At 68.1% G+C, this 16,681-nt stretch carries 22 protein-coding genes; 11 read left to right on the forward strand and 11 right to left on the reverse strand.

Features of this window, described 5'->3' with window-relative positions:
* Position 1: 1 nt before the first annotated feature.
* Entirely contained in the window at positions 2-1,231 is a 1,230-nt protein-coding gene (locus tag K3A84_RS11370) for a DUF418 domain-containing protein (RefSeq protein ID WP_225009470.1), read from the forward strand.
* Here K3A84_RS11370 and K3A84_RS11375 read toward each other — a convergent pair.
* Complete coding sequence (locus K3A84_RS11375; RefSeq protein WP_225009471.1) at positions 1,221-1,874, reverse strand: retropepsin-like aspartic protease family protein; 654 nt, start codon at positions 1,872-1,874, stop codon at positions 1,221-1,223. The genes K3A84_RS11370 and K3A84_RS11375 overlap by 11 nt on opposite strands.
* Before the next feature lie 94 nt (positions 1,875-1,968).
* On the opposite strand from K3A84_RS11375, the gene K3A84_RS11380 reads away from it, so the two are divergent.
* Positions 1,969-2,670, forward strand: coding sequence for a L,D-transpeptidase family protein (locus tag K3A84_RS11380; protein ID WP_225009472.1), 702 nt, complete (start codon positions 1,969-1,971; stop codon positions 2,668-2,670).
* On the opposite strand, the gene K3A84_RS11385 is transcribed toward K3A84_RS11380, so the two are convergent.
* The 10 genes from K3A84_RS11385 to K3A84_RS11430 all read right to left on the reverse strand — a co-directional run bounded on the left by K3A84_RS11385 (position 2,667) and on the right by K3A84_RS11430 (position 10,781).
* Positions 2,667-3,449 carry an SDR family oxidoreductase gene (locus K3A84_RS11385; RefSeq protein WP_225009473.1) on the reverse strand — a complete coding sequence of 261 codons (783 nt, stop codon included), beginning with the start codon at positions 3,447-3,449 and terminating at the stop codon, positions 2,667-2,669. The genes K3A84_RS11380 and K3A84_RS11385 overlap by 4 nt on opposite strands.
* Entirely contained in the window at positions 3,446-4,420 is a 975-nt protein-coding gene (locus tag K3A84_RS11390; protein WP_225009474.1) for an NAD(P)H-dependent flavin oxidoreductase, read from the reverse strand. The genes K3A84_RS11385 and K3A84_RS11390 overlap by 4 nt, the downstream gene beginning before the upstream one ends.
* Positions 4,421-4,500: 80 nt before the next feature.
* On the reverse strand, positions 4,501-5,232 hold the full coding sequence (locus tag K3A84_RS11395; RefSeq protein ID WP_225009475.1) for a sigma-70 family RNA polymerase sigma factor: 732 nt from the start codon (positions 5,230-5,232) through the stop codon (positions 4,501-4,503).
* Positions 5,229-7,337, reverse strand: a complete 2,109-nt coding sequence (locus K3A84_RS11400) for a flagellar biosynthesis protein FlhA (RefSeq protein WP_225009476.1) — start codon at positions 7,335-7,337, stop codon at positions 5,229-5,231. Before K3A84_RS11400 ends, K3A84_RS11395 begins: the two co-directional genes overlap by 4 nt.
* A gap of 3 nt (positions 7,338-7,340) precedes the next feature.
* The gene (locus K3A84_RS11405; protein WP_225009477.1) at positions 7,341-8,261 is read right to left on the reverse strand and encodes a lysozyme family protein; all 921 of its coding nucleotides are present in this window, start codon (positions 8,259-8,261) and stop codon (positions 7,341-7,343) included.
* A gap of 95 nt (positions 8,262-8,356) precedes the next feature.
* Positions 8,357-8,734 carry a flagellar protein FlgN gene (locus K3A84_RS11410; RefSeq protein ID WP_318248300.1) on the reverse strand — a complete coding sequence of 126 codons (378 nt, stop codon included), beginning with the start codon at positions 8,732-8,734 and terminating at the stop codon, positions 8,357-8,359.
* Positions 8,734-9,018, reverse strand: coding sequence for a flagellar biosynthesis anti-sigma factor FlgM (flgM, locus tag K3A84_RS11415; protein ID WP_225009478.1), 285 nt, complete (start codon positions 9,016-9,018; stop codon positions 8,734-8,736). Before flgM ends, K3A84_RS11410 begins: the two co-directional genes overlap by 1 nt.
* 97 nt (positions 9,019-9,115) lie before the next feature.
* Positions 9,116-9,622: a flagella basal body P-ring formation protein FlgA gene (locus K3A84_RS11420; protein ID WP_225009479.1), complete on the reverse strand. Its 507-nt coding sequence runs from the start codon at positions 9,620-9,622 to the stop codon at positions 9,116-9,118.
* Between the two features lie 44 nt (positions 9,623-9,666).
* Positions 9,667-10,107 carry a hypothetical protein gene (locus K3A84_RS11425; RefSeq protein WP_225009480.1) on the reverse strand — a complete coding sequence of 147 codons (441 nt, stop codon included), beginning with the start codon at positions 10,105-10,107 and terminating at the stop codon, positions 9,667-9,669.
* Positions 10,104-10,781, reverse strand: a complete 678-nt coding sequence (locus K3A84_RS11430; RefSeq protein ID WP_225009481.1) for a MotA/TolQ/ExbB proton channel family protein — start codon at positions 10,779-10,781, stop codon at positions 10,104-10,106. The genes K3A84_RS11425 and K3A84_RS11430 overlap by 4 nt, the downstream gene beginning before the upstream one ends.
* Positions 10,782-10,990: 209 nt before the next feature.
* On the opposite strand from K3A84_RS11430, the gene flgB reads away from it, so the two are divergent.
* From flgB to K3A84_RS11475, 9 genes are read left to right on the forward strand one after another with little or no spacing between them, the layout of a single operon-like run.
* Positions 10,991-11,338 carry a flagellar basal body rod protein FlgB gene (gene flgB, locus K3A84_RS11435; protein ID WP_225009482.1) on the forward strand — a complete coding sequence of 116 codons (348 nt, stop codon included), beginning with the start codon at positions 10,991-10,993 and terminating at the stop codon, positions 11,336-11,338.
* 29 nt (positions 11,339-11,367) lie between these two features.
* Positions 11,368-11,760, forward strand: a complete 393-nt coding sequence (gene flgC, locus K3A84_RS11440; RefSeq protein WP_225009860.1) for a flagellar basal body rod protein FlgC — start codon at positions 11,368-11,370, stop codon at positions 11,758-11,760.
* Positions 11,760-12,041, forward strand: a complete 282-nt coding sequence (locus K3A84_RS11445; protein ID WP_225009483.1) for a flagellar hook assembly protein FlgD — start codon at positions 11,760-11,762, stop codon at positions 12,039-12,041. The genes flgC and K3A84_RS11445 overlap by 1 nt, the downstream gene beginning before the upstream one ends.
* Positions 12,042-12,060: 19 nt before the next feature.
* Positions 12,061-12,903 (forward strand): flagellar hook-basal body complex protein, encoded by an 843-nt coding sequence (locus K3A84_RS11450; protein ID WP_225009484.1) that lies wholly within the window; start codon positions 12,061-12,063, stop codon positions 12,901-12,903.
* 19 nt (positions 12,904-12,922) lie between these two features.
* Complete coding sequence (locus K3A84_RS11455; protein WP_225009485.1) at positions 12,923-13,663, forward strand: flagellar basal body rod protein FlgF; 741 nt, start codon at positions 12,923-12,925, stop codon at positions 13,661-13,663.
* A 14-nt stretch (positions 13,664-13,677) separates the two neighbouring features.
* A complete protein-coding gene (gene flgG / locus K3A84_RS11460; RefSeq protein ID WP_225009486.1) occupies positions 13,678-14,466 on the forward strand; it encodes a flagellar basal-body rod protein FlgG in 789 nt (262 codons plus the stop codon).
* A 2-nt stretch (positions 14,467-14,468) separates the two neighbouring features.
* Positions 14,469-15,200: a flagellar basal body L-ring protein FlgH gene (locus tag K3A84_RS11465; RefSeq protein WP_225009487.1), complete on the forward strand. Its 732-nt coding sequence runs from the start codon at positions 14,469-14,471 to the stop codon at positions 15,198-15,200.
* 20 nt (positions 15,201-15,220) lie between these two features.
* Positions 15,221-16,327 (forward strand): flagellar basal body P-ring protein FlgI, encoded by a 1,107-nt coding sequence (locus K3A84_RS11470; RefSeq protein WP_404823146.1) that lies wholly within the window; start codon positions 15,221-15,223, stop codon positions 16,325-16,327.
* Entirely contained in the window at positions 16,324-16,680 is a 357-nt protein-coding gene (locus tag K3A84_RS11475) for a rod-binding protein (protein WP_225009488.1), read from the forward strand. Before K3A84_RS11470 ends, K3A84_RS11475 begins: the two co-directional genes overlap by 4 nt.
* The last annotated feature ends 1 nt before the right edge of the window (position 16,681 follow it).

Here is a 16,681-nt window from a genome sequence, read left to right on the forward strand (position 1 = left end):
CTTGCGCGCTCCCGAACATCCCTCCCCCGCCGACCGCATAGAGGCGCTGGACTTCGTCCGGGGCGTGGCCGTGCTCGGCATTCTCGCCATCAACATAACCGGCTTCTGGGGGCCGACGCTTTCCAGCTTCAGCCCGATGATCCCCCGCGCGGAGCCAGGCGGCGCGGCATGGTTCACGCTGGCCTTCGTGCTGTTCGAAGGCAAGATGCGCGCACTGTTCACGCTGCTGTTCGGGGCGAGCATGATGCTGTTCTGCGCCAGCGTCGAGCGGCGCGGACGCCAGCCGGAACTGATGCAGGCACGGCGCCTGCTGTGGCTCGGGGTGTTCGGCTATGCCCACTACCTGCTGCTGTGGTGGGGTGACATCCTGTTTCCCTATGCGCTGTGCGGGCTGCTGGCGCTGGCTCTGCGGCGGCTGGCGCCAGTGACGCTGGCCGCGCTCGGCCTGTCGATCTTCGTGCTGAGCCACGGCGCGGCCATGGTGGGCGATCTCTATGGCCTCGCCGCCGAACAGCGCGTGCTGGCAGGGCACGCCAGCCCCGCCGAAGTCGCCGAACAGGCCGGCATGATGCAGCGCATCGCGGCTTCGGTGGCGGACGACGTGCGTATCCTCAACGCAGGCTTCGTCGAGGCGGTCCGGCTGCGCTGGACGACCGCGCCGTTCCTGCCCTTCGAGACCACGCTGTCCACGCTGACCGAGACCTTTCCACTGATGCTGCTGGGCATGGCCTTGCAAACAAGCGGGTTCTTTGCGGGCGACTGGTCGGAGCGGGCCTTGCGCGCGCTGGCCATCGGCACAATCGGGATCGGCGGGGCGCTGACGCTCGCCCTGCTCGGCTGGCTGGTGGCGCATGGCTGGCCACCGCGCGCGATGTTTGCCGCGCTGGGATCGCTGGGCGCGCTGCCGCACCTGCTGATGGCGCTGGGCTATGCAGCGGGATTACTGCTGCTCTGGCCCCGCGTGGCCGATCGCGCGCTGGCGCGGCGGATCGTCGCGGCAGGACGCTGTGCCTTCACCAATTACATCGGTACGACGGCGCTGATGGGGGCGTTCTTCTCAGGCTGGGGACTGGGCCTTGGCCCCGAAATACCGCGTGCGTGGCTACCGCTGTTCGTCGTGACGGGCTGGCTGGCGATGGTGGCATGGCCGAGGTGGTGGCTCGTCCGCTTCCGACAGGGGCCGCTGGAAGCGCTGTGGCGACGGCTAACGTGGCTCGGCGTCAGCCGCTGACCGCGGGTTGCGCATGGCGCGGGGTCAACACCAGCACGCCTTCCTCCACCCGCCAGCCCTTCAGCCGCGACAGGAAGTTCATCCCCAGCACGTTCAGGCCCCCGGTCGATCCGGTGACGATCGCATCCATGTCGCGCGCCACGATCGAGCCGAACCGCACCTCGTCGATCCGCGCCATCTGCGCCTGCGTCGATCCGTTGGCGGTGCGGACCACCACGGGCAGGCGCATCGGATCGGGTTCGATCCCCGCCGCATCGGCCGCTTCGGTGGACAGCGCGGTGATCGTGGCGCCGGTATCGACCATGAAGCGCTGGCGCGTGCCGTTGACGCGCGCCTCGATCCAGTAGTGGCCGTCGGCGGACAGCGGCACGCGGGTTTCACCGCCCACCACGGTCTGCGCGGGCATGGCGAGATTGGCGGTCAGCGAATCGAACGCCGGGTCGAGCCGCACGAAGCGCATCGCCGCCAGCAGGAACACGCCCACCAGCAGCAGGTTGCCCGCCAGCCGCAGCAGCCCGCCAAGACGCGGCGACAGGCGCCCCAGGCCTGCGGCGAGCATCGTCAGCGCAATCGCGGCGAGCGCCGCCAGCAGCAGCGGCGGCGCGCTGCCGAGACCGGCCAGCACCGCCTGCACATGGGACATCAGGGCATCCATTCTGTCCGTCCTGCCACAAGGATCCTTGCCGCGCCATGAAGGGGACTCCCGCGCCGCCTGCCAGCCGTGCTATCGAATGGGCATGGCTCTTTCCGCGCTACTTGCCTTCCTCCGCCGCAACCCGCTCGCCGCGCCGATCGCGGGCGGCGTCTTCGTGCTGGGCGGGCTGCTGGCGTTTCAGGTCGGTGGCGATGTCGTGACCGTGGCGAGCGCAAAGCTGCGCCAGAAATTCACCCCCCTCGCAGAAGCCGCGTCGCCGCCACTCGTCGCGGCCAGCGTAAGGCCCAAGCCCACCCCCGAAGGCCCCTTCGTGGTGAAGTCGATCCTCAAGATCGACGGACCGATCAAGTACGGCCAGTCTTACTGGGACGAAAGCAAGGGTGAGCCCGGCCCGACGGTGATCACCGTGGATCTCGCCGCGCGCACGCTGTCGGTATTCCGCAACGGGCACGAGATCGGCGCGACCGCGATCCTGAAAGGCTATGGCGAAAAACCGACGCCGCTGGGCGTGTTCCCGATCATCGAGAAGGACGCCGACCACGTCTCGAACATCTACGACGCGCCGATGCCCTACATGCTGCGCATGACCAACGATGGCGTGTCGATCCACGGCGCCAACGTGCGCAAGGGCTATGCCACCAACGGCTGCGTCGGCGTGCCCGAAGATTTCGCGAAGAAGCTGTTCGCGGTGACGAAGCTCGGCGACCGGATCATCGTCACCGACGGCAAGCGGATCGGGGTCGGCGATCCCATCGTGGTCGCCAACCCCGCCGTTACATCTTAGCGCGGGGCCATGCGAATTGCGCCGTCGAGGCGGATGCACTGGCCGTTGAAATAGGTGTTGCGCACCAGTTCCAGCGCAAGGCTGGCGTATTCGCCCGGCTTGCCGAGGCGCTTGGGGAACGGCACCGAGGCGTTGAGGCTGGCCTTCACGTTTTCCGGCAGGCGGCCCAGCAGCGGCGTTTCGAAGATGCCGGGCATGATCGAATTCACGCGAATGCCAAGGTCCATCAGGTCGCGCGCCATCGGCAGCACGAGACCGTTCACGCCCGCCTTGAGCGAACCATAGGCCACCTGCCCGATCTGCGCATCCTGCGCCGCTACCGAAGCGGTCAGCGTGATCACGCCGCGCTCGCCGTCTTCCAGCGGTTCCAGCCCGGCCATGCCCAGCGCCGACAGCGAAGCGACGCGGTAGCTGGCGATCAGGATGCCTTCGGCGGCAAAGGCATAGTCCTCGGTCGAGAGGCGGGTGAACTCGCCCGTCTCGCGGTTGCGGCTGATGGTCTTGCCCTTGCGGCTGGCCATGGCGCAGTGAACGGTGATCCGTTCTTGTCCGTGCGCCTCGCGCGCCTTCTCGAATCCGGCGAGGACCGAATCCTCGCTCATGATGTCGACCTTGCAGAACAGGCCGCCGATCTGGCCGGCGACTTCCTGCCCGAGTTCTTCGTTGAGGTCGAAGATCGCGACCTTCACCCCGGCGGCGGCCAGCGCCTCCGCCGTGGCGCGGCCCAGGCCCGAAGCGCCGCCGGTCACGACGGCGGCGGTCGAAGCGTCGATCTTCATGCGAGGAAGCCTGCGAGGCGCTGCTTCACGATCGCTTCAGCGTCGCTGATGATGCGGTCGATCAGCACCTGGCAGGTGGGGATGTCGTGGATCAGGCCCTGGATCATGCCCGCGGTCCAGATGCCGTGATCGGGATCGCCGTTCTCAAGCCCTTCCTTGCCGCGCTTGCCGTTGACGAGGTGCGCGATCTTCTCGAACGGCTCGCCCGAACGCTCGATCGCCACCGCTTCGACGGCGACCTTGTTCTTCGCGACGCGCGCGGTGTTCTTGTACGAACGGAACATCAGCTCGGTCGAGCGTTCATCGTTGTCGACCATCGCCTGCTTGATGCCTTCATGGATCGGCGCTTCGACCGTCGCGCAGAAGCGCGTGCCCATGTTGATGCCTTCGGCCCCCAGCGCCAGCGCGGCGACGAGGCCACGGCCATCGCCGATGCCGCCGCTCGCCAGCATCGGGATCTTCACCTTGTCGGCAGCCGCCGGGATCAGGATCAGGCCGGGAATGTCGTCTTCACCGGGGTGCCCGGCGCATTCGAAGCCGTCGATCGAGATCGCATCGACACCCATGCGTTCCGCCGACAGCGCGTGACGGACCGCGGTGCACTTGTGGATCACCTTGATCCCGTGGCTCTTGAAATGGTCGACATGCTCCTGCGGCTTGTAGCCGGCGGTCTCGACGATCTTGATGCCCGAATCGATGATCGCCTGGCGATATTCGGCATAGGGCGGCGGGTTGATCGAGGGCAGGATGGTCAGGTTCACGCCGAACGGCTTGTCGGTCATGCTGCGGCAGCGATCGATCTCGGCGCGCAGCGCGTCTGGCGTCGGCTGGGTCAGCGCGGTGATGATGCCAAGGCCACCCGCATTCGACACGGCGGCAGCAAGATCGGCGGTGCCGACCCACATCATGCCGCCCTGCACGATCGGATGCTCGATGCCGAGCATTTCGGTGATGCGGGTCTTGAACGCCATATTGCCTCTCCGTGAATTGTTTAATCAACCGATTAAACCGAAAAGGGGCGTGCGCGCAAGCGGCTAAAAGCAGCCTCTTGTCAAAGGACCTCGAAGCCGTCTCCCAACGCGGCGCGCAGCTTGTCGAGCGCCTGCGCCTTCAGCTGGTGGACGCGCGGAACCGAGACCTGCAGCACCTCGGCGATCTCCGCAAGGTTCAGTTCTTCCACGAAATAAAGCTGGATCACCATCATCAACCGGTCGGGCAACGTGGCGATGGCGGACGCCACCTGCCCGCGCATCTCGGCATCGGCGAGCATGGCGAAGCTGTCGGGTCGATCATCGGCAAAGGCGCTGTCGCTGTCGGAATAGGCATCGTCGATCGCCTCGAATCGCACCGGCTCCGCCGCCGCGCGCAAATCGGCCAGCTCGGCGCGGCTGACGCCCAATTCCTGCGCCAACTCCTCCTCGGTCGGCTCGCGTCCCAGCCGATTCTGCAGCGCCGTCGTCGCGCCGCGCAAGGTGCGCCGCCGGTCCGAAGCCGAGCGTGACAGCGGATTCGCCCGGCGCACCAGATCGACCATCGCCCCGCGCACGCGCAGCTTGGCATAGGCGGCAAACCCGTCCTCGGTCGGGCCAGAATGCTTCTGCGCGCATTCGGTCAGCGCGACGAGGCCGGCCTGAATCAGATCGTCGAGATCCATGCCCGCCCGTCCCGAGCCGTGGACGTGCCAGGCAAGGCGGCGAACCATGGGCAGGAAGCGGCGGATGCGGTCTGCCGTATCGTCGCGATAAGCGCGCGCGGCGGCAAAGCTGCGGTGATCGTAGTTCATGCGGCAAGTCCCTGAACGGTGGGCGCAGGAAGGGCAGGCGGCGGCGCGGCCTCGCCGATGACCGAGACGACCTCGATCGGCTGGGTCGGCGGCAGTTCGGAAATCGAGATGACGAGGCAACCCGGCGCGCGCAGGCGCAGCAAGGCGGCCAGCGCCCGGCGCGCACGCGGCTGCACCACCAGCGCCATCGGCGGCGCGGCAGGGCCACGTTCGGCCAAGATATCGGCCACGCGCTCGCCAATGGCGCGGGCAAGGTCGGGCTCGATCACCGGCTGGCCGGTCACGGGATCGTGCATCCCGTTGACGATCATCTGTTCGAGCCCGGCTTCCAGCGTCAGCACCGGCAGGCGGTGCGTCGGTGGGCAGATGCGCGACACGATCATCGCGCCCAGCTCGGCGCGCACGATGTCGATCATGCGCTCGTGCTCGGTGGTCTGCTGCACGGCCTGCCCGATCGCCGACAGGATCGGCAGTGGATGCGCCACGCTGATCCCGTCTTCGAGCAGGGCGTGGAACAGCCGCGTCAACGCGCCCAGCGACAGCGGGTTGGGGTGGATCGTCTCGACCAGCCCCGATGCGCGCTCGCGCACGCCGTCCACGATCGAGCGCACTTCATCGGGCCCAAGCAGCAGGTGCGGACGTTCGCCGAGCAACTGGTTGAGGTGCGTGGCGATGACCGTGCTCGAATCGACGGTCAGGAAACCTTCGGCGATGGCCTGGTCGCGCTGCGCGGGCTCGATCCACAGCGCGGGGCAGCCGAAGCTGGGATCGCGGGTCGGCTCGCCGGCCAGATCATGGTCGTCGCGCGCCTCGCCCGCATCGATCGCCAGCACGCGGTCGGCGCGGATCGCGGCCGTGCCGAGCAGCACCCCGCCAAGCAGGATGCGATACTCGCCCGGCGGCAGTTCCAGCGAATCGCGCACGCGGAACTGCGGCACCACGAAGCCGAACGCCTGGCTGAGCTGCTTGCGCACCCCGGTCACGCGCGCCACCAAAGGCGATCCGCGCCGTTCGTCGACCAGATGGACAAGGCCATAGCCCAGCTCGATCGTGACGAGCGTATGGTCGCTGACATCGTCAAGCGTGATGCGCGAGGGATCGGGCGGCGGCGGCGGGGCCGCAACGGGCGCGATGGCAAGGCGCTTGGCCCGCTCCTTCAGGCTCCACCACAGCCAGCCGGTCAGCCCGGCGGCGGGCAGGAACACCATCTGCGGCATCGCCGGGATCACCCCGATCGCGCCAAGGATCACCGCGACCGGCAACCACGTGCGCGGATTGGCGAACTGCCCGCCGATCTGCCCCGCAAGGTCGCGCGTGTCCGAAACGCGGGTGACGATCACCGCCGCCGCGATCGACAGCAGCAGCGACGGCACTTGCGCCACCAGCGCATCGCCCACCGCCAGCGTGATGTAGCGCTGCGCGGACTCGGCGGCGGTCAGCCCGTGGCTGAGCATGCCGAGGCAGAAGCCAGCGAGGATGTTGACCGCCAGGATCAGCAGCGCGGCGACCGCATCGCCCTTCACGAACTTGCTGGCACCGTCCATCGAGCCGTAGAAGTCGGCCTCGGTCGACACCTCGCGGCGGCGGCTCTTGGCTTCGTCCGCCGTGCAAAGCCCTGCCGCAAGATCGGCGTCGATCGCCATCTGCTTGCCGGGCAAGGCATCGAGCGTGAAACGCGCGGACACTTCCGAAACGCGGCCCGCACCCTTGGTCACCACGACCATGTTGATGATCATCAGGATCAGGAAGACGAACAGCCCGACCGCGAAATTGCCGCCGATCAGGAATTCGCCGAAGCTTTCGATCACGTGGCCCGCCGCCGCGCCGCCTTCGTGGCCCTTGACCAGCACGACGCGGGTGGAGGCGACGTTGAGCGACAGGCGCAGCAGCGTGGCGAACAGCAGCACGCTGGGGAACGAGGAGAAATCGAGTGGCTTTTCCGCGTTCATCGCGGCCATCAGGATCGCCACCGACAGCGCGATGTTCACCACGAAGAACACGTCGAGCATGAACGGCGGGATCGGCACGATCATCAGCACGATGAGCGTCAGGATACCCGCCGGCAGCGCAAGTGCGCCGGGGCTGGAGCCGAAGCGTTTCAGCATCCGTCAGAGCCCGAACGCACGCAGGCGGCCATAGGCGGCGCGCACGGTTTGTCCGCCGGCGCTGCCCTCGGCCATGCCGAAGGTATCGCGCAGCGTCTCGGCCATGCTCGCACGCATCGGCCCGGTGGGCGCGGCCGCGGCGACCGCATGATATTCGCGCGCCACGTCGCCGCCCCAGCTCGGCGCTTCGGCCCCGGTGCGGTTGAGCGGCACGGGCAGATAGTTGAGCGTGGGCCGGGTGGCAAAAGTCGCTTCGCCGAACGGCATGTCGCCGCCGCCCGGCAAGGTTTCGCCGACACCGCCGCCGATTCCGGGCATGGCCGCTTCCAGCCGGCCGCGCACTAGGCCCATCACCTCGCCGACGCTACGCGCGCCGCCGGGGCCAAAGAAGATCGAACGGTTGGCCGCCGCCGCCTTGGGCAGGATCGCCGCGGCGCTTTGCGAAGGATCGGCATCGAGCGCCGAGAGGAAGCGCGATGCGCCTTCCGCGCCAAGGAAGTGCGCCATGTACAGTTCGGCGCTGTCGGGATTGCGGCCCAGCGTGCCGCCCAGATAGGCGCGGTTGTCGTTGGCGAGTTCCCCTGCCATCAGCGCGGAGACCTGCGGGTCATAGCGCAGCGCCATCAGTTGCGAGCGGACCTGCGGGTTACGCATCGCGCCGCTCTGGATCGCGTCCGCCGCCCAGCCGATGCCGTGTTCGGCGCCGTGGTTGCCCAGCGTGCGCAGCCATGTCGCATCGGTGAACTGATAGAGCCCGCTGGCGCTGGACGTGCGCGCGCGGGCCGAAGGGTCGAGGCCTGATTCGAGCTTGGCCTGAGCCAGCAGGTAGTCGAAATCGACTCCGGTGGCCTCTGCCGCCTGCGCGATCGCCGCATGGACTTCGCCGGGCCTGCCTGCGCCCTGCAGGGACTGGACTGAACTCACGCAATTCCCTTTCCATCGCGCCCGGTCGGGGCGCACGAAAAGGGATCAGCAAGGCCCGTGCCAAATCGCGCAGGGCCTTGCGCGAACGGCCGCGATCATCGCGCGCGGCTGATCCGTGCAGGCGCCGCATGGGCGCGATAGAGCGCGGGCTGGCCGGTCATCGCATCGAGCCGCTGCGCGACATTGGCCGCGATCAGGTTGCGCACGCGGCGGTTCGCTTCGTTCAGACGGCGCGCGGCATCGAGCATTCCGCGGCATTCGGCATCGACCAGTTCGGCGGCTGCGCCGTCGAGCCGCTCGCACAGCATATCCTTGCCCACCGCGCAGCCCATGATGGCGTCCACATCGAGGCCGGCAAGCGCGTGCCTTTCGTCCTCGAGCACGGCAAGCATCTGCCGCAGCGTCTCGCGAAGTTCCAGCGGATGCGCGATCGGGTCTGCGCCGAACTGGTGCGCGGCAAGCGACATGGCCATTACTGCGGGTTCCTCAACAGCATTCCGGCGGCGATCATGGCGTCGGCGATCTTGGTGGGGATCACCGGGTAGCTGCCTTCTTCGATGGCCTTGCGGATGGTGGCGACGCGCTCGGCGTCGACGGGGGCGTCTCCGGCCTTGACGGCATCGCTGGTCTGGACCTGCGGTGCGGCGCTGGCGGGCGTCGCGGTCTTGATGGCACTGGCCTGGACGGCCTCGGTGCCGATGGTCCGGGCCTGCACCGCGCCAACCGGGCGCGACGGGCCGATTTCAATGGGTGGCATGGTTCCGCTCCTCAGCGTGTTCACACCACCCAGAACGACAGAAGCAGGAGGCCTTTAAGAGCCGGCGGCGATTTTTTGCCGTTGGCGGCAAGAGTCCCTAGTCGACCGGCAGTTCGACCAGGCCGGGGCGCACGATCCGGGCGCGCATCGGCTCTGCCTTCGGCCCGGTGCGCACGCGGATCCACGCGCCGACCGGCCCGGCATCGAGCGCTTCACCCGGTTGCGACACCGAAAAGCCCTCGCCCGTCGCGGCAATGGTCACGGCATCGCCGCGTGCCACCGCAGGACCGGCATCGGCCTGCCCCTGCTGGCCCGCGACGGCCACGAACAGCCGCCACCCGCCCGCATCGGGACATTGCACCAGCACGCTGTCGTGTGCGCCGCCGCGCCAGCTGAGCGCCAGCGGCGTGGCGCAGCGGGCAAGGCGCAGGCGGCGGTCGACCGGCAGCATCGCGCCGCCCGGCACGCCGATCGGCAAGCCGGTGAACTGCGCCACCGCGCGGTCGATCTCGGCCGGATCGGCAAAGCCTGCCGCGCTTGCCGGGCGGGCCAGCAGGGCGAGCGGCAGAAACAGGGCGGCGGCAAAATGGGTGCGGCGGGTCACGGGCGGTCTCGGCAAGCTGTTGATCGTCCGGCCTGTTCAAGCAATCATCGTGCCACGGCTTCAGCATCGTAGCCCAACGTCACCGTCGCGCCGCCGTTCGCTCCGTTGGCGGGCTCAACCACCACCCGCGCGCCCGATTTGCGCGCGCCCAGCGCCGCGACCAGTCGCCCCGCATGGTCGAGCGCTTGCACGGCATCGCCGCTATCGCGCACCAGTACCGTTGCGCGCAAGCGCGGGTCGGCCCCCTGTTGCGCCACCCACTCTGCCAGTGCAGGACCGCCCGGCCCCTCGCGCCAGACGCCCACCGGCTCGGCCCGCACCGACGCGGCGAGTTGCGGGGGCGTGGGCGGCGGGGTCGGCGGGGCGGGCTTTGGTGGAGGCGGGATCGCCGCCGGATCGGACAGAGCAGACGCCGTGACCATGAACAGGATCATCGCCAGATCGGCGAGGATCGTCTGCCAGCTGGTGGCGGCGCGCGCGTTCATGCCGCCCTTTCGGCCACTTCGCGCGCAACGACAGGCATCACCGGCTCGTGCAGCGGCAGCGCGGGCGCGAGTTGCCACGACAGCCAGTCGATAACCTCCTGCCGCGCGCGCTCCTCCATCTCGGCCTGCCGCTCGACCGCACGGGCCAGCGGGGCGCACAGCAGGTTGGCCATGAGCAGGCCATAGAGCGTGGTCAGCACCGCCATCGAGATCGCGCCCGTCAACGCCGCGCGCGCCACCCCCTCGGCGGGCAGCTGGCTCAACGAAACGAGCGTGCCCGCCAGCCCGAAAACCGGCCCGAGATCAGCAGCTTGATAGAGCGTGCGCGCGGCGGCGGCGGCGGTTTCGGCGCGGCGGCGGCGGTGCGCTTCGTGGCGTTCGATCAGCGCGGGCAGCGAACGGGTGCGGATCAGCGCGTCGGTCGCCTCGTCGAATTCGGCGTCGCCGGTATGGCGGAAGCGCGCGCGCAGCACGCCGTCCTGGCGGATCTGCGCCACCTGCCCCGCCAGATCGGCGCGGACCCGTTCGGCGTGGAACGCGGGCCTTGCCAGCCGGACCAGCGCGGAAAACGTTATGCGGCAATCACTTATCCCGGCGCGCAGGACAGTGGCCAGCACCGTGCCGCCAATCACGACGGTCGCAGCCGATGCATTGAGCAGATGCGTCAGGTCCATCGCGGTCAGTTCTCCTCGTTGACGAAGAACGGCGGCGCAGGCCGCGATTTCAGGGCGCGGCGAAACTTTGCAGGAAACGGCAAGAGCTTGCCGGAAAGGGCCGACAGAACGGCATCTAGACGCACCCGAACGGCACCTAGCCGCACTTGGCACGGCCCTTGCTGAAACAGAGGCACGTTCAACCCGACCCGGAAAGTGCGTTTCAGACGATGAGCGATACTCTCTTCGGCATTCACGGCATGGCCCTCGAATTGCGCTCGCAGCGCATGGGCCAGCTTGCCTCCAACATCGCCAATGCCGGCACCCCCGGCTACAAGGCGAAGGACATCGACTTCGCCTCTGCGCTCGCCGCGCGTGAGCGTGGGGCGAGCGAGGACAAGGCGATCGGCGGTGCGACCCGCTACCGCGTGCCGGTCATGCCCAGCCTCGATGGCAACACCGTCGAGATGGCGACCGAGCAGACCGCCTTTGCCGAAAACGCGGTCGGCTATTCGGCGACGCTGTCGTTCCTCAAGGGCCGGGTCGAAACGATCACCCGCGCGATCAAGGGCGACTGACGATGGCAAACCCCGTCTCTCCCAACCCGATGACGCTGTTCGACGTGGCGGGCCGCGCGATGTCGGCGCAACTCGTGCGGATGAACGCCGCCGCCTCCAACCTCGCCAATGCGGGCACGGTCGCGGGCAGCGAGCAGGAGGCCTACCGCCCCTTGCGCGCGGTCTTCGCCCAGCAGCTGGACAACGCGACCGGGCTTTCCACCGTCAAGGTCGATGGCGTCTACCGCACCGACGCGACCCCGATCCGCGACCACAATCCCGATCACCCGCTGGCCGACGCCAACGGCGATGTCTGGTCCGCCCCGGTCGATGAGAACGCCGAGATGGTCGAGATGCTCGAAAGCAGCCGCCAGTACCAGAACGTGGTCGAGGCCATGCAGACCGCCAAGCAGCTGATGCTCGAAACGATGAGGATGAAGTGATGACCACTGCCGTCACCAACACCACCGCCACCGCCACCAACGCCGCGACCACCGCCAAGACCGCCACCGACAAGTCGGGCTGGGGCTCGCTGGGTGCGGGCGATTTCCTGCAGCTGCTGACCACGCAGCTCAAGAACCAGGACCCGACCCAGCCGGTCGACAACAGCCAGATGGTCGCTCAGCTCGCGCAGTTTTCGACGCTGTCGAACTCCACCGACATGGCGGCCACGCTCAAGACCATTTCCGACCAGCTCGCGACGCTGAACAGCAAGTTCGCCTGACCCGAAAGGACATCCCCCCATGTCGTTCTACACCTCGCTCAACGGCCTGAAGAATGCGCAGACCGACCTCAACGTGATCAGCCACAACATCGCCAATGCCGAGACCGTGGGCTTCAAGAAGAGCCGCACCGAATTCGCCGACATCGTCGCGGGCAGCGCCTTTACCAATCCCAAGCTGATCCAGGGCATCGGCGCGACGCTGACGTCGATCACGCAGAACTTCGCGCAAGGCGCGGTGCAGCAGACGGGCTCCGCGCTCGACCTGATGGTCAACGGCGATGGCTTCTTCACCACCAAGTCGTCGATCACGGGCGATACCTATTACACCCGCAACGGCGCGTTCAGCCTGAACGGCGCGGGCAACGTGGTCGATGATTCGGGCAATATCCTGCAGGTCTACGCGGTCGATGCCACCGGCGCGATGACCGCCACCCCCAATCCCGCGGGCGGTTACGCCGCGAGCGACCTGGTCAACTGCACGGTGCCGGCCACCAACACCGCGGGCGCGGGCTTTGCCGGGCTGACCATCCTCGAAAACGGCGACGTCACCGCGTCCTATGCCGATGGCAGCAATGCGATCGTCGGCAAGATCGCGGTGTCCTCGTTCATCGCGCCCAACGGGCTGAAGCAGGTCGGATCGTCCAACTGGACCTCGACCGGCACGTCGGGCACCGCCGTCTATGGCCTGCCGGGCGCGGGCCAGTACGGCTCCATCCTGTCGGGCACGCTCGAACGGTCGAACGTGGACATCGCCGAGGAACTGGTCGGCCTGATCACCGCGCAGCGCGATTTCCAGGCCAACGCCAAGGCGATCGATACCGCGACGCAGATTTCGCAGACCATCATCAACCTGCGCACCTGACGGTTGAGGGCCTGAGCCGATGGATCGTCTGATCTACACCGCCTATTCGGGCATGAGCGGCTCGATGGTCCGCCAGCGCGTGATCGCCAGCAACATGGCGAACGCGCAGACCACCGGCTTTCGCGCCGAAATGCTCAATGCCCTGCCGGTGACGCTGAAAGGCCCCAGCCTGGAAGCGCGCGCCATGACCGAAGGCGAAGTGCGCGGCGCCAGCATGAAGCAGGGCGCGCTGGTCGAAACCGGAAACCCGCTCGACGTGGCCTTGCAGGGCAGGACCATGCTCAGCGTACAGGCCGAGGACGGCAGCGAGGCCTATACCCGGCGCGGCGATCTTTCGATCGACCCGACCGGCGTGCTGGTGAACGGCGACGGGCGCCCCGTGGTGGGCGATGCCGGGCCAGTGACCGTGCCGCCGGGATCGAAAGTGTCGATCGGGCCCGACGGATCGGTGCTGGTCGCCGACCCCGCCACCCCCGACCAGCCGCCGCAGCAGGTGGCGCGGATCAAGATCGCGAGCTTCGAAGGCTCGCAGATCCAGAAGGGCCTCGACGGACTGTTCCGCGTGGTGGGTGGCGGCGTTCTGCCCGCTGACGAGGACGCCAAAGTCAACATCGGCGCGCTCGAACAATCCAACGTCGATCCCACCGCGATCCTTGTCGAAATGGTCGAAGCCCAGCGCCTGTTCGACATGCGCACCAAGCTCATCTCCACCGCCAAGGAGGTCGACGAAAACAGTGCCTCCCTGATGCGCCTTACCTGACGGAGCGATAACCGATGCCTTCTTCCGCCCTCCACGTCGCCCGCACCGGGCTCGAGGCCCAGGACACGCGGATGCGCGTGATCGCCAACAACCTGGCCAACGTCGGCACAACCGGCTTCAAGCGCGACCGCGCCAACTTCGCCACGCTCGCCTATCAGGACGCGCGCGTCGCCGGGCAGCAGTCCTCGGGCGAAACGGCTTATGCCACGGGGCTGAACCTTGGCACCGGCGTCGGCGTGCAGGGCACCTCGCGCATCGAGACGCAGGGCGCGATGCAGCAGACCGGCACCGCGCTCGACCTCGCGCTCGATGGCGACGGCTATTTCCAGGTGGCGCTGCCGGGGGGCCAGTTGGGCTATACCCGCGCGGGCAACTTCTCGCGCTCTTCCGAAGGGCAGCTCGTGACCAGCCAGGGCTATGTGCTGCAACCGCCGATCACCGTGCCCGAAGGCGCGCAGGCGATCACCATCGGCACCGACGGCACGGTTTCGGCCAGCATTCCCGGCACGACCGATCCGACGCAGCTGGGCCAGATCACCATCGCCAGTTTCACCAACCCGGCGGGCCTGCAGAACCGCGGCGACAACCTGCTGCTGGAAACCGCCGCGAGCGGGGCGGCGCAGATCGGCATCGCGGGCGATGCGGGGCGCGGCCAGATCCGGCAGGGCTATCTCGAAGCCAGCAACGTCAACGTGGTCGAAGAGCTGGTCGACATGATCGAGTGCCAGCGCGCCTACGAGATCAATTCCAAGATGATCTCTGCCGTCGACGAGATGCTCAAGAACGCGAACCAGACGCTGTGACGATGGAAAGCCCCTTCGACCATATCGACTGGGAACGCCCGATCCGGCCCGCCCCCCTTTCGCGCGTGGCGCTGGCGGTGCTGGGTGGCCTTGCCATGGCGGGCGCGCTGCTGCTTGCCCCGCCCGCGCACGGGCGATCCAACAAGCCCGCGCCGGGGTTCGAACCCGCCGCGCCGCCTGCCCCGATCGCGCCACAGGCCAACGGTTCGATCTTCAACGTGGCGGCAGGCTATGCCGGGCTAGTCGAAGGACGCCGCGCCCATGCGGTGGGCGATCCGCTGACGATCGTGCTGGTTGAACAACTCACCACCTCGAAATCGGCCGGTTCCAAGACCCAGCGCAACGGCAGCTTCAACGTGGTTCCGCCCAGCGCCGGACCGCTGTCGTTCCTCAATCCCGACGCCCTTAAAGCCTCGGGCGGTTCGTCGTTCAACGGAACGGGCAACGCGACACAGACCAGCTCGCTGGGCGGGCAGGTCGCGGTGACCATCGCCGAAGTCCGCGCCAATGGCACGGCCCTTGTCAGGGGGGAAAAGCGCATGTTGCTGAGCCAGGGCAACGAATGGGTGCAGTTCTCCGGCATCGTGCGCCTTGGCGACATCGACGGCGACAACACCGTGCCGTCGAGCCGGGTGGCCGACGCGCGGATCGAATATGCGGGCAACGGCGCGATCAACCGGGCCAGCCGCGAAGGCTGGCTGTCCAAGTTCTTCAACGCGATCAGCCCCTTCTGACGAGCCGGGAGAGCCACACGATGCGCCACCTGTTCTATCTTGTCGTCGGTCTGATGGCCCTGGCCATGCCGCTCGCCGCCCCCGTCGCCCACGCCGAACGCGTGCGCGACCTCGGCGCGTTCCAGGGCGTGCGGAGCAACCAGCTGACCGGCTATGGCATCGTCGTGGGCCTGCCCGGCACGGGTGACGACAACCTCGAATACCTGACGCAGGCGATGCGCGGCACGGCGGGCCGTCTGGGCGTGCAGCTTCCGGCGGGGGTTTCGCCTGGCCTCAAGAACGCCGCCGCCGTGCTGATCACCGCCGACCTTCCCGCCTTTGCCAAGCCCGGCCAGCGCATCGACGTGACCGTCAGCACCATCGGCAAGGCCAAGTCCCTGCGCGGCGGCGCGCTGATCCTCGCCCCGCTTTATGGCGCGGACGGGCAGATCTACGCGATGGCGCAGGGCAACCTCGCCGTCGGTGGCCTAGGCATCACCGCCAAGGACGGCTCGCAGTTGACCGTCAACGTGCCGACCGTGGGCCGTATCGCCGATGGCGCGAGCGTGGAGCGCGCGGTCGCCACCGGCTTCGATTCGGGCGAAGTGCTGCGCTGGAACCTGTTCCAGGCCGATTTCCTGACCGCCGCGCGCGTGCGTGACGCGGTGAACCTGCGCTATCCCGGCGCGGCCTCGGTCGAGGACGGGGTCACGCTGGCGCTGCGCCTGCCCGCAGGGGCCGACAAGCGGGCCAGCACGATGGCCGCGATCGAAATGATCGACATCTCACCCGCCGAAGCCGCCGCGCGGGTCATCGTCAACAGCCGCACCGGCACGGTCGTGATCAACAGCGCTGTGCGCCTGTCGCCCGCCGCGATCAGCCACGGCAAGCTGGTGGTGAAGATCGACGAAAAGCCGCAGGTCTCGCAGCCCGGCCCGTTCTCGCGCGGGCAGACCACGGTGACGCCCAACAGCCAGATCTCGGTCAGCGAACAGGAAGCGCACGTGGCGCTGTTCAAGCCGGGCGCGTCGCTGTCCTCGCTGGTCGATGCGCTGAACAAGCTGGGCACCACGCCATCGGACCTCGTCGCGATCCTGGAGGCGCTGAAGCAGGCGGGATCGCTCAAGGCCGAAATGGAAGTACTGTGAGCGCGCCCTCGCCCATTGCCGCCGCAACAGGCGCCGCGCCCTCGCCCGAACGGCAGAAGCTGCGCAAGGCGGCCGAAGGGTTCGAGGCGATGTTCGTGCGCCACATCCTCAGCGCAGCGCGCAAGGGCAGCTTCGGCGGCGAAAAGGACCTGTTCGGGGGGAATCCCGTAGGCAGCGGCGACGATACCTTCACGCAGATGCGCGATGAGCGGTTTGCCGAAATCGCCGCGCACAGTGGCACCATCGGCCTTGCGCGCCAGATCGAAGCCCAGCTCGCACGCGGGCTGGACCTGGCGGCCAAGCCAGCCGCGCCGACCGCATCCACCCCCACCCCGCCAGCGACGGAGGGCTGAA

It is taken from the genome of Novosphingobium percolationis (assembly GCF_020179425.1).
Lineage (GTDB): Bacteria > Pseudomonadota > Alphaproteobacteria > Sphingomonadales > Sphingomonadaceae > Novosphingobium > Novosphingobium percolationis.